This window comes from Christiangramia portivictoriae DSM 23547, from assembly GCF_000423045.1.
Taxonomy (GTDB): domain Bacteria; phylum Bacteroidota; class Bacteroidia; order Flavobacteriales; family Flavobacteriaceae; genus Christiangramia; species Christiangramia portivictoriae.
Genome location: NZ_AUHF01000001.1, coordinates 510,103 through 530,916 on the forward strand (window position 1 = coordinate 510,103; position 20,814 = coordinate 530,916).

23 protein-coding genes and 1 tRNA gene are annotated in these 20,814 nt (G+C 40.1%); 9 read left to right on the plus strand and 15 right to left on the minus strand.

Translation table 11 applies throughout. From position 1 onward, the window contains the following. Positions 1-8 precede the first annotated feature (8 nt). Positions 9-2,087, plus strand: a complete 2,079-nt coding sequence (locus G529_RS15390; RefSeq protein WP_035695405.1) for a dipeptidyl-peptidase 3 family protein — start codon at positions 9-11, stop codon at positions 2,085-2,087. Between the two features lie 62 nt (positions 2,088-2,149). Here the strand turns inward: G529_RS15390 and G529_RS0102495 are convergent, their stop codons facing one another. The 10 genes from G529_RS0102495 to ruvC all read right to left on the minus strand — a co-directional run bounded on the left by G529_RS0102495 (position 2,150) and on the right by ruvC (position 9,738). After that, positions 2,150-2,380, minus strand: a complete 231-nt coding sequence (locus G529_RS0102495; RefSeq protein ID WP_035695406.1) for a VF530 family protein — start codon at positions 2,378-2,380, stop codon at positions 2,150-2,152. A gap of 5 nt (positions 2,381-2,385) precedes the next feature. Then, a complete protein-coding gene (locus G529_RS0102500) occupies positions 2,386-2,961 on the minus strand; it encodes a PhnA domain-containing protein (RefSeq protein ID WP_026914031.1) in 576 nt (191 codons plus the stop codon). A 79-nt stretch (positions 2,962-3,040) separates the two neighbouring features. Further along, on the minus strand, positions 3,041-4,045 hold the full coding sequence (locus tag G529_RS0102505) for a metal-dependent hydrolase (protein WP_026914032.1): 1,005 nt from the start codon (positions 4,043-4,045) through the stop codon (positions 3,041-3,043). A gap of 42 nt (positions 4,046-4,087) precedes the next feature. Next, positions 4,088-5,866, minus strand: coding sequence for a MutS-related protein (locus tag G529_RS0102510; protein WP_026914033.1), 1,779 nt, complete (start codon positions 5,864-5,866; stop codon positions 4,088-4,090). Continuing rightward, on the minus strand, positions 5,863-6,225 hold the full coding sequence (locus G529_RS0102515; RefSeq protein WP_026914034.1) for an MmcQ/YjbR family DNA-binding protein: 363 nt from the start codon (positions 6,223-6,225) through the stop codon (positions 5,863-5,865). The genes G529_RS0102510 and G529_RS0102515 overlap by 4 nt, the downstream gene beginning before the upstream one ends. Before the next feature lie 27 nt (positions 6,226-6,252). After that, the gene (locus tag G529_RS0102520; RefSeq protein ID WP_026914035.1) at positions 6,253-6,867 is read right to left on the minus strand and encodes a DUF4230 domain-containing protein; all 615 of its coding nucleotides are present in this window, start codon (positions 6,865-6,867) and stop codon (positions 6,253-6,255) included. A 1-nt stretch (position 6,868) separates the two neighbouring features. After that, positions 6,869-7,219 (minus strand): DUF4260 domain-containing protein, encoded by a 351-nt coding sequence (locus tag G529_RS0102525; protein WP_026914036.1) that lies wholly within the window; start codon positions 7,217-7,219, stop codon positions 6,869-6,871. Then, positions 7,216-7,968: a cyclase family protein gene (locus tag G529_RS0102530; RefSeq protein ID WP_026914037.1), complete on the minus strand. Its 753-nt coding sequence runs from the start codon at positions 7,966-7,968 to the stop codon at positions 7,216-7,218. Before G529_RS0102530 ends, G529_RS0102525 begins: the two co-directional genes overlap by 4 nt. A gap of 87 nt (positions 7,969-8,055) precedes the next feature. Next, positions 8,056-9,183, minus strand: a complete 1,128-nt coding sequence (gene hemW / locus G529_RS0102535) for a radical SAM family heme chaperone HemW (RefSeq protein WP_026914038.1) — start codon at positions 9,181-9,183, stop codon at positions 8,056-8,058. Between the two features lie 3 nt (positions 9,184-9,186). After that, a complete protein-coding gene (ruvC, locus tag G529_RS0102540) occupies positions 9,187-9,738 on the minus strand; it encodes a crossover junction endodeoxyribonuclease RuvC (RefSeq protein WP_026914039.1) in 552 nt (183 codons plus the stop codon). A gap of 175 nt (positions 9,739-9,913) precedes the next feature. Between ruvC and G529_RS0102545 the strand changes: the two genes are divergently transcribed. Then, positions 9,914-10,972, plus strand: coding sequence for a glycosyltransferase (locus tag G529_RS0102545; RefSeq protein WP_051201319.1), 1,059 nt, complete (start codon positions 9,914-9,916; stop codon positions 10,970-10,972). A gap of 2 nt (positions 10,973-10,974) precedes the next feature. Here G529_RS0102545 and G529_RS0102550 read toward each other — a convergent pair whose 3' ends face one another. From G529_RS0102550 to G529_RS0102570, 5 genes are read right to left on the minus strand one after another with little or no spacing between them, the layout of a single operon-like run. Further along, positions 10,975-11,448 (minus strand): hypothetical protein, encoded by a 474-nt coding sequence (locus tag G529_RS0102550; RefSeq protein WP_026914041.1) that lies wholly within the window; start codon positions 11,446-11,448, stop codon positions 10,975-10,977. Positions 11,449-11,508: 60 nt separating this feature from the next. Next, entirely contained in the window at positions 11,509-12,657 is a 1,149-nt protein-coding gene (locus G529_RS0102555; protein ID WP_157514518.1) for a tetratricopeptide repeat protein, read from the minus strand. 11 nt (positions 12,658-12,668) lie between these two features. Beyond that, entirely contained in the window at positions 12,669-13,139 is a 471-nt protein-coding gene (locus tag G529_RS0102560) for an energy transducer TonB (RefSeq protein WP_026914043.1), read from the minus strand. A 19-nt stretch (positions 13,140-13,158) separates the two neighbouring features. Further along, entirely contained in the window at positions 13,159-14,673 is a 1,515-nt protein-coding gene (locus G529_RS0102565; protein ID WP_026914044.1) for a M56 family metallopeptidase, read from the minus strand. Beyond that, complete coding sequence (locus tag G529_RS0102570) at positions 14,673-15,035, minus strand: BlaI/MecI/CopY family transcriptional regulator (RefSeq protein WP_026914045.1); 363 nt, start codon at positions 15,033-15,035, stop codon at positions 14,673-14,675. Before G529_RS0102570 ends, G529_RS0102565 begins: the two co-directional genes overlap by 1 nt. A gap of 109 nt (positions 15,036-15,144) precedes the next feature. On the opposite strand from G529_RS0102570, the gene G529_RS0102575 reads away from it, so the two are divergent. The 7 genes from G529_RS0102575 to G529_RS0102605 all read left to right on the plus strand — a co-directional run bounded on the left by G529_RS0102575 (position 15,145) and on the right by G529_RS0102605 (position 20,809). Then, complete coding sequence (locus tag G529_RS0102575; protein ID WP_026914046.1) at positions 15,145-15,642, plus strand: DUF456 domain-containing protein; 498 nt, start codon at positions 15,145-15,147, stop codon at positions 15,640-15,642. Positions 15,643-15,698: 56 nt separating this feature from the next. Further along, on the plus strand, positions 15,699-16,751 hold the full coding sequence (locus tag G529_RS0102580; RefSeq protein ID WP_026914047.1) for a flavin-containing monooxygenase: 1,053 nt from the start codon (positions 15,699-15,701) through the stop codon (positions 16,749-16,751). A 67-nt stretch (positions 16,752-16,818) separates the two neighbouring features. After that, positions 16,819-17,586, plus strand: a complete 768-nt coding sequence (locus tag G529_RS0102585) for a TatD family hydrolase (protein WP_026914048.1) — start codon at positions 16,819-16,821, stop codon at positions 17,584-17,586. A 50-nt stretch (positions 17,587-17,636) separates the two neighbouring features. Continuing rightward, on the plus strand, positions 17,637-18,770 hold the full coding sequence (locus G529_RS0102590; protein ID WP_026914049.1) for a 1-acyl-sn-glycerol-3-phosphate acyltransferase: 1,134 nt from the start codon (positions 17,637-17,639) through the stop codon (positions 18,768-18,770). Further along, positions 18,760-19,788, plus strand: a complete 1,029-nt coding sequence (locus tag G529_RS0102595) for an asparaginase (RefSeq protein ID WP_026914050.1) — start codon at positions 18,760-18,762, stop codon at positions 19,786-19,788. Before G529_RS0102590 ends, G529_RS0102595 begins: the two co-directional genes overlap by 11 nt. Before the next feature lie 64 nt (positions 19,789-19,852). Beyond that, a tRNA-Ser gene (locus tag G529_RS0102600) sits at positions 19,853-19,940 on the plus strand. A 65-nt stretch (positions 19,941-20,005) separates the two neighbouring features. Beyond that, a complete protein-coding gene (locus G529_RS0102605; protein ID WP_026914051.1) occupies positions 20,006-20,809 on the plus strand; it encodes a MotA/TolQ/ExbB proton channel family protein in 804 nt (267 codons plus the stop codon). The last annotated feature ends 5 nt before the right edge of the window (positions 20,810-20,814 follow it).

Below are 20,814 nucleotides of genomic sequence, written 5' to 3' on the forward strand. Positions count from 1 at the left end.
TTATTTTCATGAATAAAATATTAAGTACCTGCCTTCTTGCATCAGCTTTGACTTTTGTTTCCTGTAATGAGGACAAGAAAAATGCAGATAAGGATGAGCAGCAGGAGATCGCGATGAACTCAGATTTTGAGGTAAACGTAGATGAATTTGCAGATATTAAAGTACTGCGCTACCAGATCCCGGGTTGGGAAAATTTAAGTCTGAAAGAGCAGAAGTTAGTGTATTATCTTACCCAGGCAGGTCTTGCCGGTAGAGATATTATGTGGGATCAGAATTACCGCCATAACCTGGAAATTCGTGAAGCCCTGGAAAATATTTATACCAATTATGAAGGCGACCAGTCTTCAGAGGAATGGAACTCGTTTGAAACTTACCTAAAAAGAGTATGGTTCTCGAACGGGATTCACCATCATTATTCCAACGCGAAGATCAAGCCTGAATTCAGCAAAGAGTATTTCGATACGCTATTGAAGGAAACAAATACTGAACTTACCGGGGAAGCTTATGACGTGATCTTTAATGATAAGGATGCGAAAAAGGTCAACCTAAATGAAGCTGAAGGTTTGCTGGAAGGTTCTGCCATCAATTTTTATGGTCCAGATGTAACTGCTGCAGAAGTGGATGCCTTCTACGCGAAAAAGAAATCTCCAAATCCTGATAGACCACTTTCTTACGGACTTAACTCCAAGCTTGTAAAGGAGAATGGACAGCTGGTTGAAAAAGTTTATAAAAGTGGCGGTCTTTACGGCGAAGCGATCGACGAAATCATCAAATGGCTGGAAAAAGCCAAAGGTGTTGCTGAAAACGAGAAGCAGGCAAACGCTTTGGGTCTTTTGATCGACTACTATACTACCGGAGATCTTAAAACCTGGGATGATTATAATGTTGCCTGGGTTGAAGCTACTGAAGGTAACATTGACTACATCAACAGTTTTATTGAAGTGTATAATGATCCAAAAGGTTACAGAGGATCTTATGAGAACATCGTGCAGATCAAGGATTTTGATATGTCCAAAAAGATGAGCGTTCTTGAGAAAGATGTGCAGTGGTTCGAGGACAACTCGCCAATCATGGATGAGCATAAAAAGGATTCTGTTGTAGGAGTAACTTATAAAACAGTGATCGTTGCTGGTGAAGCCGGGGATGCATCTCCAAGTACGCCAATAGGTGTAAACCTTCCCAATGCGAACTGGATTCGCAAAGAGCATGGAAGCAAATCTGTTTCTTTAGGGAACATCATTTCTGCTTATGAAAGCGCCGGTGGATCAGACAAACTGAAGGAATTTGCACATGATGAAGAAGAGGTGCAACTTTCTGAACAATACGGGAAAGAGGCTGATAAGCTGCATACTGCATTGCATGAAGTAGTGGGTCATGCTTCAGGACAAATGAATGCGGGTGTTGGCGAAACCAAGGAAACGTTGAAAAACTATGCATCCACACTTGAAGAAGGTCGTGCAGATCTTGTTGGATTGTATTACCTGATGGATCCAAAACTGGAAGAACTTGGACTTACAGATGATTCTGAAAAATTGGGGAAAGCTGCTTACAACGATTATATTCGTAATGGATTGATGACGCAGTTGGTTAGAATCGAGCCAGGTCAGGATATCGAAGAAGCTCATATGCGTAACAGGCAATGGGTGAGTAAATGGGTTTACGAAAAAGGTAAGGAAGATGGAGTTATTGAAAAAGTTGAAAAAGATGGTAAGATCTATTTCGATATCAAGGACTACCAGAAGCTGCGTTCTCTGTTCGGAGATCTGCTGAAGGAAACTCAGAGAATCAAGTCTGAAGGTGATTTCCAGGCGGCAAAAGACCTCGTGGAAAACTACGGTGTAAAAGTAGACCAGGATATTCACAAACAGGTACTGGACAGAAATTCAAAATTTAAGTCGGCTCCATATAGCGGATTTGTAAATCCTGTTTTGGTTGCTGAAATGGATGAGAATGATGAAATCGTTTCCATCAAAGTAACCCAGCCAAGATCTTTTGAAGAGCAGATGCTGGACTATTCTGAAAACTATAGTTTTCTGACTGAAAAGAAAGTGAAGAAAGAAAAAGAAGCTGCTAAAACTGAAGAATAGTTAGTAGCAGAATTATAGAAAAAAAAGCGGCCAGATGGCCGCTTTTTTTTGTGAGTCTATTTTTATTTGAAGTTTGTCTTAAGGTACAAACGCTCCACTTTTTCTCTTGCCCAGAGTTCTTTCCGAAGAAATTTTAAACTGGACTTTTTGGTAGGATTGGATTTGAAGCAATTGATGTTAATCCTTTCTGCAAGCCCATCCCAACCGTAGTGATCATGCAGGTCATCTAAGATATCTGCAAGTTTGATCCCGTGTAAAGGATTGTTGGGCTGTGTGTTCTTTTTATTTTCCATGTAGATCAGGTTTTCTTTACGAACTTGGTTAGCAAAACGATTTGCTGTCCTTCCACTTTACCTTCAATTTGCTCGGCATTATCATGCACAAGAGAAATTCTTCGAACCGCAGTTCCTCTTTTCGCCGTAAGACTGCTACCCTTTACGTTTAGATCCTTGATAAGTACAACACTGTCACCTGCTTCCAGAATCACCCCGTTACTATCCTTATGAACCAGCTGAGGTTCGGCATCTGTACTAGTAACACCTGCCTTGGCCCAGTTTTTCAACTCATCATCCATATACATCATATCGAGCAGGTCCTGTGGCCAGCCTTCAGACTTCAGCCTGTTCAGCATTCTCCACGAAATAACCTGTACGGCTGGTATCGTACTCCACATACTGTCGTTAAGACAACGCCAGTGATTTGGTTCTACTTTTTCAGGATCTTCTATCTGCGATGTACAGTTCTGGCAGATCAGGATCTCTGCTTCCTGGTCTTCTGGAGCTTCAGAAACTGTATATACATTCAGGTGTTCAGTTTGACCACACAACTCACAGGTAGCATCACTGCGTTCTCTTAATTTATCTTCAGAAATCATTTCCTTGCATTTTTTGAGATGCAAAGGTAGTTCAAAGCTTTGCTTTTTTACGACTTTCCGGCTTTTTCAATAAATAGATTCAATTGCCAAGGATTCTGCTCCACAATTCAGGCAATAGATTTTCTGCATCTTTCATGGACCGTTCGGATTCAGTGGCCGTCAACTCTCCATGCTCTTTCTGCAATAAAAAGCTGAAAATAAATGGCGCTTCGGGATCATTCATATCCATTTTTCCGAAGCGAAGATCATTAAAATAAAGCTGCCCGTTCTTCTCGCTGAAAGTATACCAGCCTTCACTTATGTCTATCAAACGCTTGAGGTTAGGATCACCAGCAAGGCTGTCGGCAAACTCAAGATTCTTCGGTACTTCCTGGAAATTAATAGGTTTGGTATCGAAGATGGAATAGTCGGCAATTAAAAAATGGTCTTTGGCTTCTATATTCGCACTCCATAAAATACTATTCATAGGCGCTGGTCGCGTATCCATTCTTATATAGGAAACCAACTGTTCTTCCAGCGCATTTTCGAACTTATTGTAAGTGATCCATTTGAGTGCAGGAGTGATCAACAGCAGGTAAATGCTGCTAATGATCAAACCAAGCCGATTGTATTTGCTTCGTTTTGGATCATTCCTTTTTAGTCGCATCGCCATGATGAGCAGAACTAAAAACGGCAAGGTATAAAGTGGATCAATAACGAAGATATTCTTATATGCCAGCCTGAGATCGAATGGCCAGAAGAGTTGTGTGCCCCAGGTGGTATGTGCATCGAGCAGGGGATGAGTGAGAAGTCCCCAGAACATGAGCCATGACCAGTTCTTCCAGGTTGCTGCAGATTTTGACTCTACCTTTGAGATAAGCCAGCCAAAGACCGGTGCAAACAGCACAGCAAATACTATAGAATGGGAAAAACCACGGTGGATCTCGGTGGCAGTGATCGTATCATAAGCATAGCCTACAAAAGTGTCCAGATCTGGAATGGTGCCGGCGATCGCACCGTACAACATCGCTTTATTACCCACTTTCTTACCCAGAACAGCTTCCCCAACGGCTGCACCCAATACAATTTGCGTCAATGAATCCATAAGTGGTGTAGTCTAATAGTCATTTGAAAACTTACCTGAAATTTAGTCTTCCACGATCTGCATTTTTCTAAGTAAGAACGAAGCGTTCATATTCTGGCAAATTCCTTTTTTAAATCGGTAGTCAAAATGAAGTTCATTATTCTCAATTTCGGCATCGAAATAGTAATTCTTTACCTGCTCGAACTGGTTAGCAGTTTCGCAAAGACTAAGGTCGTGCGTCGCAATAATACCAGTTGAATTGGATTTTACGAGGCGTTCAATAAATTTTTTAGAACCAATCGCCTTGTCTGTACTATTGGTGCCTTTGAGGATCTCATCCAGAATGATAAAGTATTTCTCTGTCTGAATTTTATCCACGATATACTTTAGTCTTTTCAATTCAGAAAAGAAATAGGATTCATCATCACCTAACGAGTCACTGGTACGCATACTGCTTATCAATTTTATCGGGGAGTAGGTACAGGAATTGGCACAAACCGGAAGTCCCATGTTGGACATGACGATTTGTAGCGCGACCGTTCTTAAAAATGTACTTTTTCCGGCCATATTCGCACCGGTAATGATAAAAAACTGGTCATTTTCTATTCTGAAATCGTTATCTACCCGTTTGGTTTGCTTTAAAAGCGGGTGGCTAAGCTCTTTTGCTTCTATGCCTGTGGCAGCTTCAGAGATCTTCGGAAATGTATATTGCTGGTGATTAAATGCGAAATTACCAAGACTGTTGTATGCGTCGAAGTTTTCTACGGCCTTAAACCAGTTACTAACTTCAGTTCTATGCTGAAGTATCCATTTTTCGAGTCGGTAAGATTGTTTTAGATCCCAAAGCATAAATCCATTCGCAAGAAATCCAAACAAAAAATTATTCCGTTGATCCAGCGCATCAATACCTTTACTGAATTCCTTCAATATTGCTGAAGCTTTGCGTTTTTCCGAAGCAATGGAAGTCTGGAGATCATGGAGAATAACCGACTCAAATTTTTCGTCTTCAATAAAGCCGAGTAGCTGGTAATATTGCTGAAAAGTATCCTGCACCTTTCTAATTGCAGAAGATAGTTTATTGATCCTGCCAACGTAGATGGCAGTGATCATGATTCCTATAAGCAGCCACAATAACAGCTGATAAAATCCAATAAAACTGAAATAATAGGCGAGTATGACTCCCACTGAAATGATCGTAAAAACTATAGGCAACCAGCGCATTAGTGCTGGAACAAAAGCCTGGTAATTCGCTATCCATTTCAGGATGGTCTTCGAAGAATTCTCGGTTCTTACCAGGGTAGCGGTAGCACTAAACTGCTGCCGCCAGTCGGCTTTGTTCGCGAGTTCCTTGATTGCTTCCTGTTTTTCTGTGATTCTGGTCGTATCATTGCTAAGCAGAAAAGATGCTAGTTTGCTGGCTCCTTCAGCTAAAGCGGTTCTATTGAGATATTGAAAAAAGCTTTTTCTTCCGAAGAGATCGATATCACGGCTAAAATCATGATCTTCAACATCAAATTCTTTTCCTTCTGGTAAATTCAGAAAATCTCCGGTTTCGAGAATGTGGATCTCGGTTTCGTTTATGGAGATCAAAGCTTCTGTTTTATCTCTATCACGTTTAAGTCCGGAATGTCTGGTGATTAGAAAAATAAACAGCGCGAGACAACCTATGACTGCAGGAACAACGATTTGCACCCGATCGTAAAAAAAATATACAGCTGCACATAGCGCGAGAAATACCAGCAATCTCAAAATACTGGAAACCGCAAGTTTTCCTGATAACTTTTTTTTCTCCTGCTCGTATTTCTTCTTTCTATCCTTGTAAAAAGCTAAAGGTTCTTTCATTCTAAACTATCTAATTCCTGCTTAAGTTTTCTGGTCAATCCGGCCACCACCAGTTCGTAGCTGTGATCTATAAGTTTCCTGGTTAATTCTGGGTCTGCTCCACCATTCATAATTAACGTATTCCAGTGACGTTTGTTCATGTGATAACCCGGTAATATGTTCTCAGGATATTCTTCTCTTAGCTGCACAGCCCATTCGGGATCACATTTTAGATTTACTCTGAGTGGAATTTCATCGAGGCTGGCGATGCTGAACATTTTTCCCATCACTTTAAATACGAGGTTATCTGGTCCAAAAGGCAAATGTTCAGAAACACCTCTTTTTAATAAGCAATAATCCCTGAACTGGTCTATATTCATAAAATTAGTGTTTAAATAAAGTAGCCCTTATTTTTCCAGTTTCGGAGCTTCCGAATTTTCGATGGTAAGTGCAGAGTAATCCAATTTCCAGCCTATGGTTTCCACAATCTTCTCCATAAGCGCGATCGTACCCAAAGCTTCTTTTTTTGCCTGCTCCATGAGTCCGCTTTGAGGAATCTTGTCTACGATGGTCTTTTTGGCGTCACGATTAATGTCTGTAAGGTCTGAGGTTGTAAAAGGATTTGCCCAGCCTTCCCGCTTATCGTAATATTTAAAATCTGTTTCGATGGTTAATAATTCCGGTTGTGGGAAATTGGTAAGTATGATCTTTTTGTTTTCATTATCGCTGTGCATGCTCACTTTACTGAGGTCAAAACCTACGTGTGCCTTCGCCTGCACCAGGACAATTGCTTTCTTCTTTCCGAAGACCAGGCTTATATATTTCTCTTTCAAATTCTCATAATGGTAGATTTCAGAGAAATCACCTTCCACGGTGATAAATTTGCAAACGCTTCGAATTTTATCCATAAGAACGACTGATTGTTCTTGGGTCTTCTCCTGGGAACGATTCTTATTGAAGATCGAAAAAATAAAATATGCAGCAACCGCGCCTGCGGCGAGTCCTATAAATAGTAATTCCATATTATGTACCTATTTCACCTAAATGAGTGAATTTAAATCCTTTTTCATATTTGAGTCCGTATCCAAAACAACGATCAAAGCTGGAATGTGCAAAAAGCATGATTCCTGCAAGCTGTAAATATGCATTTTCGAGCGTGATTCCCGCCAGGTAAATTGCAATCGCGATACCTTTGTGATGAAAAATGTTGTAGGTGCATGCACCAATTTTATTATTGGCAAGATAACCTATCATGCCAATATCGGGAACTAAAAACAAGCCTGCAAACCACCACCAGCTGATGTCCAGTTGTGAAAATAGGAAAACTGCTAGAATGAGCATGGCCAGTTCTTCGATTTTCAGGCTCAGCTTCATTTGTCAATAATTTTATATAAGACTGGTTTGGATGGAGCTGCGTCATTCTCAAAAGATGCCGGTTGCAGGCTTAAAAAGTAAGCACCGTCCTCAATCTTATTGGGAACATAGATCAATTCGGTGATCGTGGCATGATAGCGGATTTCCTTGGGGTAATTCCAGAATGCTTTGTGCGCCAGAAGTTTCCCTTCGTCCTTTTCCTTATCTACGGAAGGCTGATCTGTAAGCAGGTGATCGATTCCCCGATCCCGTAAAAAAATGGCTGCAGCTTCCTCGAGATATGGCCAGTTCGTATGAGAATGATGCCTGGAGATCTTGCCAATATAATTTGGCAGTGTCCTGATAATGATGGCTTCCGCAGTAGAATCCTTTAAAGCGTTTTCGAATTGCGCCTTTCTGAAAATACGATCTTTGCCAGCAATTTCCGGTTCCAGAGAGATCACTTCCGCCTTAAAAAAGAAACGTTTTAAGTGCTGCTGAATATAGTTTGGTTCTTTGGTGATATGGCCCACACACTCGGTATGAGTTGCATGAGCGTGAGGATTAAAGCTAATGTTATTAAAATTCACTGAAGCGCCCGCACTAACTTTGCCAATAAAATCACCATCTACTACCGGCTTGATCACGGGATGTTCGAGATACCAGGCGATGGGATTTTTTTCATCACCACGCAGACTAATGGAAATATCCAGAGGTTTGGAAAGATCCACACGAAAATCTGAATTCTGGTATTGTATGCTGGCGATCATGATGAATGAATATGCTCAACAAATGTAAGATTGTAAACCGATAATAGGCTAGCAGTGAAGTTTATATTTTTAGGACTCCTTATAAATTTAGTCATCCACGTAAAAAAGTTCTGCAGCAATCCCATCACTTAAAAATTTCCCTTTTTTAGAAATATGAAATCCGGTATCACGCTTTTCCAGTTGTCCGATTTCAAGAAAAACCTGTGCTTCCTTTATAAAGTGTTGTTCGTAGAGCTGTCCAAACTTGCGGTAAATATCTTCTGAATTTACGCCGAATTTTGTGCGTAATCTTGTCATTATATATTCGTTATAAGAATCTGTGAGCGATAAAACTTCCTGCTGTTGCGGAATTTTATTTTCTGCCAATGCTGAGATATATAATGAATTGTTCGCCACGTTCCAGCTTCTGGTCTTGCCGTCATAAGAATGGGCAGAAGGACCAATTCCCAGGTAAGATTTGCCCAGCCAGTAAGCCATATTGTTTTCTGAATGAAAACCTGGTTTTCCATAATTTGAAAACTCGTAATGTTCAAATCCGGCATTTGTAAGCTTGCTTACCAGAATATCGAAATGATTTCTGAATTTTTCGTCAGTAACCGGTTGGATCTTTCCTTTTTTAATAAAAGTTTCCAGTGCTGTTTTTGGTTCTACGGTAAGTGCATAACTGGAAATATGAGGAATGTCCAATTCCAGAGCGATCTCCAGGTTCTCGATCCATTGCACGTCAGACTGTCCCGGGATTCCGTAGATAAGATCTATACTGATATTGTTGAAATATCGCTTCGCAAGTTTGAGGCTTTCTAATGCTTCCGTTGCGTTGTGTGCGCGATTCATCAATTTCAGATCTGCTTCAAAAAATGATTGTACTCCAATGCTTAGTCGATTAACTGGAGAATCATTCAGCATTTCTAAAATAGCTTCTGAAAGATCATCGGGATTTGCTTCCAGGGTGACTTCAGCACTATCTAAAACCTCAAAATTCTGGTAGATATTTTGAAAGATTGATTCAAGTTCTTCCGAAGAAAGCAGAGAAGGAGTTCCGCCTCCAAAGTAGATGGTTTGTATAGGTCCGGGAATCTCATTTTTTCGTAATTCCAGTTCCCTGCCGAGCATTTTAACAAGTTGGCCCTTCTTCTTTGTAGAGGTGGAAAAGTGGAAATCACAGTAGTGACATGCCTGTTTGCAAAAAGGAATATGAACATAAATTCCGCTCATGATCTATTTGATCTTACCCGGGTTTTGTTTGACAAAGGCACTCCAGCCTGTGTAGCTTTTGCCAATTTCGGTTTTACCCGAATTATAAAAATGACAAACCGCTGCAGCCAGCCCATCGGTTGCATCCAGGTTTTTAGGAAGTTTACCAATCTTTAACATGCTTTGCAGCATTTTAGCCACCTGTTCCTTGCTAGCGTTTCCATTCCCGGTAATGGCCATTTTGATTTTCTTCGGAAGGTATTCTGTAATAGGAATTTCGCGTGATAACCCGGCAGCCATGGCCACTCCCTGTGCCCGACCCAGTTTTAGCATTGACTGTACATTTTTCCCAAAGAACGGTGCTTCAATGGCGATTTCATCGGGATGATAGGTGTCTATCAGCTCAATGGTTCTCTCAAAAATAAGCTTCAATTTTACGTAGTGATCGCTGTATTTATTGAGTTGTAGCTCATTCATTTGAATAAAGCTCATACTCTTATTCACCACCTTGATCAAACCAAAACCCATGATCGTGGTTCCGGGGTCAATTCCCAGGATGATCCTTTCCCCTTGTATAGTTTTTTTATCTGTCGCGCTACTCACTAAAATTGCCTAATTTGGACTTCTGCAAAACTAATCATTTAAAATCTGGCGACCACTATTTATGGCCCTGCTTCCTGTCCTTATCCTAGTCGGCATTTCCCTGTGTTATATAATTTTGCTCCTTTGTCTGCTATATGGCTGGAACAAAATGAAAGACCTGGATTCATCTGTTGGTTCTGCTGAAACTGGTTTTTCCATCATCATTCCATTTAGAAATGAGCAGTTCCATTTGCCCGCATTATTTGACTCTTTGGAGCATTTGAAGTATCCGAGAAACAAGTTTGAGATCCTGATGATCAATGATTCTTCTGAAGATGAATCTGAAAAACTGGTGCAGGAATTTGGCGAAATGCATCCTGAACTCTCGATAGATCTCTTGCAAAACCAGAGAGCATCCATTTCAGCAAAAAAGGATGCTATAAAGGTCGGGATTGAACATTCCAGATTTGAGTATATAGTCACTACAGATGCCGATTGTAAAGTTCCTGAATTTTGGTTGCAGGGCTTTGATACTTATATTAAAACCGATAATTCAGACCTTATTGCAGCCCCGGTAATACTGGACGAAGTTCATCCCGAAGCTCCATTATATCGAAAATTCGATCTCATTGACTTGATGAGTCTGCAGGCCACTACTATTGGGGCCTTTGGCCTGGGCAGACCATTTATATGCAATGCAGCCAATCTATGTTTTAATAAAAATTCCTTTCAGGAAATTGGAGGTTATAAGCAGTCCAGCAACTATGCAGGTGGTGATGATGTTTTTTTGCTTCAGCAATTCAAAGAAAACGAAAGAAAGATCGATTTTATTAGAAGCACTAGCATGATCGTCACAACCGCAGCGCAGAAAGATCTTGGAAGCTTTATACAGCAACGTTTACGCTGGGCAGCGAAATCTGCCGGCTACAAAAATCATTTTGCCAGGTTCGTAGCTTTGACCGTGTTTCTAATGAATGCCGCTATCATCATAGGATTGGTGCTTTGCCTGTTCAATCCCAGCTATCTTCAGTGGCTTATGATTGCGTTTCTTGTCAAGTTTAACCTGGATTTTATGCTGATATATCAAGCTGCAGTTTTTTTTAACAGGAAGGCAAGCATGCGAAGTTATGCGTGGAGTAGTATTGCCTATCCTTTTTTTGCTTCAGGAATTGCACTGACTTCCCTGTTCGTTGGTTTTAAGTGGAAAGGAAGAGATTACCGAAAATAGAGTTATTCGGCTTTTACAACTACCGGCATTTTAAACACCGTAGATACAGGGATTCCTCTTTTACTGGCCGGGTAGATTTTGGGCAAGGAATCTATACTTTGTTTGATCCAGCTCTTAATATCTGGTAATTGGTTGGTCACCGTTGTGTCAACTTCTATGGATTCAACTAGCGGTTTCCCGTTCTTGTCAATTTCCAGGTAAATAAAAAGTGTATCGTCAATACTTTTGGTTACTACAGGTTGCTGACTCGCCAGATGACTGTAAATTGTGGTAGAGACCTGCCTTGCGAAGCAATTTTTAGCTTCGGAAAGGTTGGTGAGATTCTGGCAATCCTCGAAAGCGGGGTATTCATCCACTTCTTTCCAATTTAACGTGCGTGATTCCTGCTCCAGAACCTCTTCAGAAGAAATTTTCCTGGTTTCGAAATTACAGGAGCACAGAACTAGAATGGCCACTGCGAATAATATTTTCTTCATTAAAAGTTAGCTTTCGGATTTCAAAAATAGTGAAATCTAGCAGGTTAGGAAAATTATCTGCTAACCCGAAAAATGCACCTCTTTTTTAAGCTCACTCAACCTGTATTTTGCTATTTCGATCATATTGGAATTACCATTGCCCGAGTACTTATCAAGATAACGCTCATAATGTTCGATGACAGATTTTTTATCTTTAAAATATCTGTCGGCAGTAAGTGCCAGTTCCAGTAACGCCCTTTCGTTTTCCTCATTTTCTTCGATCGCGAATTTGAAAAATCGGTAGGCCTCTTTAAAATCTTCGAGTTCTTTAGAAGCAAGTCCAAGATTCAGAAATTCTTTGTCGACTCTGGGATTTTTTATAAAAAGCGCGTTGTAAAAATGTTCTCTCGCTTCTTTGTGCCTGTTCATTTCCATTAGAATTACACCAATATTAGAATGCGCGGCGCTATTCATATCATTGATATCGAGCATCTTCCTGTAGGTTTCCAGCGCTTCTGCCAGCTGGTTGGTCATTCGATAGGCTCTCGCGAGATTTTCCAGCACAAATTCTGAAGCTTCACCTTCTTCCACGATTGTTTTAAACGCCGGGATAGCCTTGTCAAACTGAAAAGTAGACATATAGGCCTGGCCCAGAATGGATAAAAGGCTTACATTTTTTGGACGTTTTTTTAAACCCGACTTTGCTAGTTCGATCGCTTCATGTTTTCTACCACGAGCTAATTGATATTTACTTGTTTTATATAATGCACCTTGATGTGAAAAATCATAACTAACGGTTTCAAAAAACAAGCGATTGGCCAGGGTGTCCAGTTTGCGCTTTTCTTTAACAAGTCCTAATCTATAGGTAAAGCCAGCATTTTCAGGATATCTTTCTTTTAAATTACTGAAGATGCTATCTGCCAGCTCAAGCTTTCCATTCTCAAGTAACAGTTCTCCATAGTCCTGCATCGTTAAAACCTTCTCAGGATGTTTTTGAGTTACCTGCTTGTAATTCTCAAGTGCGGATTTGATATTTCCTTCCGACTGCTGAAATTTTGCCAGTTTCAATAGAATTTTGGCATCTTTATCAGGCAGGTCTGTAAGTAGTTTAATGGCTTCTTCACGATTGCCAACCGCTGCAAGACTATCAGCATTATTTAAAATGTCCTGCTGCGCATAGGCGGGCAGCAGGACAATTACAGTTAAAGTAAGGGTTAGCAAAAATCTCAAATCACTAAGTTTTATCCGTTCTTATTTTCTTTTTCAGGTGTAGCGAATTCTATGGGCAAGGCATAGGCGATTGCGACTTTTTTTCCTTCAAATTCTCCCGCCTGCATTTTTGGTAATGATTTGATCACGCGAGTAGCTTCGGCTTGCAGGCTTGCTCTTACTTCGGCCTCTTTTGCCAGTGATCTTGATTCAACATCTCTAATTTTCCCGTCTTTCCCTATTACAAATTTTACAACGATACGTTGGCGACCGCTAAGATTCAATTCCTTGCCCAGAGCGGTGTTGAAATTTTTATTCACATGATTGGTAATTCGTTCCACCGTGCAATCTTTCTGATCATTGCCTGTTAGCGATTCACATCCAGGATAAACAGGTGTTTTGTCTGCCACCGCAAAGGGTGTAGCCAACTCCTGGCTGAAACCTGAAAGAGAAATCAGGAATGCAAAAAGGCTCAGCAAAGTTTTAAATTTTTTGTTTTTCATAATCTTGTTTTTGAATTTATTATTGAACCTGAAATGCGATTGGTAAACTATACATGACACTTACGGCACGACCATTCTGTTCTCCTGGAATAAATGATGGAAGCTCAGAAATGACTCTTTTCGCTTCCTCTTCCAATTCAGGACGAGCAGCTCTTGATTTAATATCCTGAACCTGTCCGTTTTCATCAATTCTGAATTGAACGATAACACGATTTACACCTACAAGTCCCAATTCTTTTCCCAATGAAGTATTGAAATTCTTGTTGACGAAATCAGAAATTTCTGAAGAAGTACAGTTTTTTCTAGCGTCATCCACCCACTGATCACATTCCTGGAAAGCAGGAACTTTATCGATCACAGCAAATGGTACTTCGGTAGCATTGTCATATTCGCTATTGTCTGCACGATTCTGAATATCCTCTAAAGAACCTGGCGCAGGTGGCGGTGGAGGTAATATTTGTTCTTCTACTACTTCTATAATCTCTGTTCCATTCGCCTTAGCTTCTTTCAATAATAGCTCTTCTCTAAGTTTGATTATTTCAAGAAATTGATCTTTTTCATCATCGGTAAGAGAATCCTTGTTTTGTAAATAAGTTTTCAAATCCGCTAAAATTTCTGACCTGGATTGAGGTTTATCCTCAGGAATTTCCGCATAATTATCATCGGAGCATGCTACATAAGTAAGCATTAGCATTAGCATGGGAATAATGAGTAAAAACTTGAATTTTGAAATGTTTGATGATTGATTTTTCTGTAACATAATGATTCGTTTTTTGATTAATGAATGACTGAAAAATTGATTGGTGAATGAAAAGTTTTCTGTTCCAAAGGCGGTGTTTAGCAACTGTTCGAAATATTGCTTCTTTCCCGATTTCTTGACGGTGGTACTATCAGCAATATATTCGTGAAGCGTGGCCAGCCTTGACTGGAAAATATAGATTAGCGGATTGAACCAGAACAGGATCCTTAAAATTTCAAAAATCATTAGATCAAAACCGTGATGATCGTGTAAATGCACCAGTTCATGGGTAATCACATGATTTTTATCCTTTTCTGATATTTGATCTCCTATATATAAGGTGTCAAAATATGTGAATGCCGTATTAGAATCTGGAACTTCCCTAAGCTTAAAAAACCTGTTCTCCAGCTTTCTGCTATTCCCGGTGATCTTTTGGATCTTAAGAATTTTGACTATGAAAATGCTCAAACTCAAAACCACACCGGCTAGGTAGATCCATAGAAGCCAGTTAGTAGAAGCAGATTCTGCCGTTACAATGGAAGAATTTGCGGTTTTGTTACCTATAAATACTTCCGGCATCAGGATCATTTGATCACTAAATTGCTGCATGGCCCGAGCAGGAGCCATTTGCTGTAAGCTACCTATTTTGATAAAAGGGATCAAAAATGCCAGGATAGGAGTGGCAATCAAGTACGCACGGTTAAGTTTGAAAAAGGTTTCTTTTTCCAGTAACACCTCGTAGATCACGAAAAACCCAAGCTGGAATAAAATTACCTGAATGATATAATGTTCCATCACTTATTGTCTTTATTGATTTCTTTTAAAATTGCTTCGAGATCTGTTGATTTCATCTCGTTCTTTTTCATAAAAAAGCTTACCATGCTTTGAAAAGAACCATTGAAATAGTTGTTCATCAACTGGTTAATACTTTGGTGGCTATAGGTTTCTTTTTCAACTTTCGGAAAATAGATATAACCTTTCCCTTTCTTTTTATGGTCTACAAACTCTTTGTTTTCCAGAATTCTTACGATCGTGGAAACGGTATTATAAGCAGGCTTGGGTTCTGGCATTTCATCTATAATGCCATTAACATTAGATTCTTTTAAACGCCAGAGAATTTGCATGATCTCTTCTTCTGCCTTGGTTAATTGTTTCATGGTTAATGAATAAGTTAATGCTAATATAGAACTAATCTTTTAGTTTAAACTAATTATTTAGTTAAAAAATGAATTGAAGTTGATTATCTTCGTTTAAAAAAGTTAGCGTATGGAATTAGTGTTATTGAGCGTAGCTGGAATTTTTATGATCCTGGGAATACTGGGGAGTTTTCTACCCGTCTTGCCTGGAGTACCTTTGAGCTGGATTGGCCTGCTTATATTTTTTCTCATTCCCGGAGTAGGAGTGAATTACGTGTTTCTTGGAATTACACTTTTTGTAGCCATCCTTTTCTATATTCTCAATTTCGCCATTCCCGCCATGGGAACAAAAAAATTTGGAGGAAGCCGTAAAGGAATGATCGGTGCGACCATAGGTTTGATCATTGGGATCTTTGCGCCATTTCCTTTTGCAATTCTTATTTGTCCGTTTATAGGTGCATTTATTGGAGAGATATTCAATAAATCTGATTCAAGAACAGCGGGAAAGGCCGCTTTTGGCTCTTTCCTTGGTTTGCTCGCGTCCAGTTTCATGGAATTCATTGTAACATTCGCATTTCTTATTCTGTTTCTTTACCAGTTCTGGAGCTATAAAGAGATCATCTTCTGAAAGATCTGATTTTCAGAAACCTTTAAATAAGCGTACTTTTGCAAAAAAGTTAAGAGATGCTGGATTTTATAGTGGTAGGAGCGGCGCAGGCAGGTTTGGCCATGGCATATTATCTTAAACAACAAGACCATAACTTCCTGGTTGTGGATAAGGAAAGCGAAATTGGTGCTTCCTGGATGAATCGCTGGGATTCTCTTACTTTATTTACTCCTTCTGAATTTAATAATATGCCCGGGATGGAATTCCCGGCGAAAAAAGGACATTATCCATCTAAGACTGAAGTAGCTGGCTATTTCAAAAAATATGCGCAGCGTTTTGATATTCCGGTTCAGTTGGAGACATATATAGAAAAGATCACGAAAGTGAATGATCATTTTCTGCTGAAGTCTCCGCAGGGTGATCTGAAAGCGAGAAATGTAGTGATCGCTACCGGGCCGTTCCATATTCCCTATACACCGGCTTTCTCTAAAAAAATATCTTCTGAAATTTTTCAGATCCACAGCAATTATTATAAAAATCCAGAGCAATTACAGGCAGGTCCTGCCATGGTGGTAGGAGCAGGAGATAGTGGCTTCCAGATCCTCGATGAAATCTCAGGTAATAATCGCAAAACGTATTTTTCAGGAGCTACAGATGTAAAAGTACTTCCGCAGGAAATATTGGGTAAAACCTTATGGTGGTGGTTTACGAAATCTGGTTTTTTAAGCTTCAGCAGAGATACATGGCTGGGAAAAAAGATCAGTAATTCGCGACAACCCGTAATTGGCACAGATGTAAAGGGGATTCTGGCCAGGAAAAATGTAACCACTGTAGGAAAAACCAAAGATGCTGAAAACGAGCGTATACTCACCGAGAAGGAAGAACTTCGGGATATAAAGAATATCGTCTGGGCTACTGGTTACCGACCAAACTTTGAATGGATCGAAGGACTGGAACTGGCAAAAAACGGCTACCCTCAACATTACCGTGGAGTAAGCGATATGGAAGGTCTTTACTTTATTGGTCTTCCCTGGTTACACACAAGAGGTTCGGCAACCCTTGGCGGTATTAAGAAGGATGCAGAATACCTTGCCGGGAAGATCGCTGAAAGGCTTTCAGTTGCTGTGTAAACTTTCAGTAGAAACAACTTCAGCTAATTTGGTTTCAGGATTGTATCGCAAACCTTATTTTTGCGGAATGACAATCACAGATACGCACACTCATTTATATAGTAATTCATTTGATGACGACCGGCAGCAGCTTATAAAGGATGCCATTGCTCAAAATGTCACCCGTTTTTTCATTCCGGCAATAGATTCAGAAACCACCCAGAGCATGTATGAACTGGAAAAAGCATTTCCAGAGAACATTTTTTTGATGATGGGTTTGCATCCCACTCATGTCCAGGAGAATTATGAAGATGAACTAAAGCATGTGGAACAGGAACTTGCAAAACGCAAATTTTACGCGGTGGGAGAAATTGGGATCGATCTGTATTGGGATAAATCTACATTGCAAATTCAGCAGGACGCTTTCAGAAGACAGATACAGCTTGCGAAAAAATATAAACTTCCAATTGTTATTCATTGTCGTAATGCTTTTGACGAGTTATTTTCAGTATTAGAAGAAGAAAAAGGAGATGATCTTTTTGGGATCTTTCACTGTTTTACAGGAAATCTTGAACAGGCACAACAGGCCTTGTCTTATAATATGAAATTGGGTATTGGCGGAGTGGTCACTTTCAAAAATGGAGGGATAGATAAATTCATGGCCAAGATTCCGCTGGAGCAAATCGTTCTCGAGACAGATGCTCCTTACCTGGCTCCTAAGCCTTTCCGCGGAAAAAGAAATGATCCTGTCTATATTATTAAGGTTGCCGAGAAATTAGCTGAATTATATGAGCTCCCATTGGAGGAGATTGCTGAGGTAACCACCAAAAACTCGAAGGAAGTCTTTGGAATCTAAAGCTGTTAAACATAAATTTTGTTCATTTGTTGAAATAATAAGAGATATAGGTGCAAAATTTTGACGATATACGTTTTTACGACGATGAAGAAGTAAATCCTGCTTTACAGCAGTATGTAAAACATCCCATGGTAAAGGCGCTTCTGCAATTTACCTTTCCCGATCTTGAATATGAAGAGATCAAAACGATCGTGGCAGATTGTTACTCCATAAGGGATTTCCAGAGTAAGGTCATCTATTACAGTGTTGAAAAAGTTCTGGAAAAATCCAGTGAAGGGCTAAGCGACCGCGGTTTTGATAAACTGGATGAAGACGAATCATACTTTTATATATCCAATCACAGGGACATTCTTCTAGATACTTCGCTGCTAAATTATACGCTCTATAACCATGATCTGGTGATGACTGCTTCGGCCATTGGCGATAATCTGGTTCAGAAGCCTTTCCTTGCTGCACTGGCAAAATTGAATCGCAATTTCCTTGTTCTAAGAAATCAGAGTCCGCGTGAGATGCTGAAAAGTTCCATGCGACTTTCAGAGTATACCAGAGGACTACTGGAAGATTCAAGATCGATCTGGATGGCGCAAAGAGAAGGTCGTACCAAGGATGGCAATGATGTGACCCAGCAGGGCGTTCTCAAAATGATCGGGATGGCCAAAGGTGACCTGGATCTTCTTGATTACCTGGCGAAGATCAAGATCGTACCAGTTTCCATTTCTTATGAATTTGATCCTACAGATATGCTGAAAATGCCGGAAGTACTGGCAAAAAGAATGCAGGAGGAGTATAAGAAAAGCGCTAATGAAGACTTTAATAGTATCATGCAGGGCGCAATGGGTCAAAAAGGCAGAATTAGGCTGAGTGCGGGGGATGTTATTACTGCTGAAGATCTGGATAAAATTCGTGAGCAGAATCTTTCAGTAAATGATCAGCTACAGGCAGTTTCGAGGCTCATCGATAAGGCGATCCATAAAAATTATAAGTTGTGGCCATCAAATTATATAGCCTGTGACCTGTTAAGAAATGAAGAGCGATTTACAGATAAATATACTGAAAAGGAGAAGCGGCAGTTTGACCGCCGGATTAGCAGAAGGGTGGATATTAAAAATCCACTGGCATTGAACAGCTATTTATTGATGTACGCAAATCCAGTAATCAATAAACTGGGTCTTGATGAAGGATAGTTCCAAAATACTACTAGTTTACACCGGTGGTACGATTGGGATGATCAAGGACTATGAAACCGGTGCGTTAAAAGCTTTCAATTTTGATGAGTTGTTGCATAACATCCCCGAATTGAAGATCCTTGAACACGAGATTGATACGATGACCTTTGGTGATCCTATCGATTCCTCCAATATGAACCCGGACTACTGGGTCAAGATCGCCAATGTGATCCATGAACGATTTGATGATTACGATGGATTTGTGGTTTTGCATGGAAGTGATACCATGTCATATACTGCTTCTGCGCTTAGTTTTATGTTCGAGAATTTAACCAAGCCTATCATTTTTACCGGTTCGCAGCTGCCTATTGGAGATTTACGCACAGATGCCAAGGAAAATTTAATTACCAGTATTCAGGTGGCCGGTTTAAGAAAAAATGGTAAACCGGTGATTTCTGAAGTCGGACTCTATTTTGAATATAAATTGTACCGGGCAAATAGGACGACCAAGATCAATGCAGAGCATTTTCAGGCTTTTTCTTCGATGAATCATCCTGCACTGGCTGAATCTGGGGTGTATCTTTCGGTAAATTATAAAGCGCTTTGGGCACCCAATAGGAAGCAGAAAACGAAGCTTCATACAGGTTTTGACGATAATATTCTAGTGTTAAAGATGTTTCCCGGAATTAGCGAAAGCACGGTAGAACATATGTTATCCAGGCCAGGGCTAAAGGGGGTAGTACTAGAAACTTACGGTAGCGGGAACGCGCCAAATGTTCCCTGGTTCCTGGAATTACTGCGGAAGAAGATCAAAGCAGGCCTGTTTGTGGTGAATGTTACTCAATGTGTGGCGGGAAGCGTGAACATGGGACAGTATGAAACCAGTGTTGGTTTAAAGAAGGTTGGGGTGGTTTCCGGTAAGGATATCACCACTGAAGCTGCAGTAAGCAAACTAATGTACCTGATTGGTAAAGACTTATCTCCAAAAGTTTTTAAGACCATCTTCGAAACATCACTTCGAGGTGAAATGTCTTAAATTTAATGGCGGGTTTCTTGACGGGTAATTATTTTTTTCGTTATTTGCCGAGCCTAACAAATACAGAGAGGTGGCCGAGTGGTCGAAGGCGCACGCCTGGAAAGTGTGTATACGTCACAAGCGTATCGAGGGTTCGAATCCCTTCCTCTCTGCTAAGTGTTTATTAAAAATAATTTATATCTTTAACCTTTAACTAATTAAATTAAGACAAACAGTAATGAAAAGATTATTTTCTATTTTGGTAATCGCCGCGATTACGGTTCTTGGGACCTATAATCTACAGGCGGCTAACGGTACGAATAATTTGCCAGGAACGATTGTGAGCTTTGTACAGGATGACGAAGAAGCAATGGCCGGTGATGATCTGGAAGAAGAAGAGCTTGGTTTTCACCAGGAGCTTAAGAAACGTTTCATCGAAGGTGGTCCAGGTTTTATGGGGATCGTACTTTTGTGTTTAATTCTTGGTCTGGCTATTGCCATTGAGAGAATTATCTTTTTAAACCTATCTACTACGAATACTAAGAAATTAGCTCAGAACGTTGAGGATGCTCTACATAGTGGTGGAGTAGAAGCTGCTAAGGAAGTTTGTAGAAATACAAAGGGACCTGTTGCATCTATTTATTACCAGGGTCTTGACAGAGCAGATGAAAGCATCGAAGCTGCAGAGAAAGCGGTTGTTGCTTACGGTGGTGTTCAAATGGGGCAACTTGAGAAGAACGTATCATGGGTGTCTTTATTTATTGCACTTGCACCAATGCTTGGTTTCATGGGTACTGTAATCGGGATGATTCAGGCATTTGACCGTATCGAAGCGGCTGGAGATATGCAGCCTTCACTTGTAGCTGGTGGTATTAAAGTAGCACTTCTTACAACTGTATTTGGTTTGATCGTTGCGATTATTCTTCAGATTTTCTACAACTATATCATTGCTAAGATTGATAGCATTGTAAACGACATGGAAGATGCATCTATTCTTCTTATCGATATGTTGGTAGCTTACAAGAATAAAAAACGAATCTAAGACAA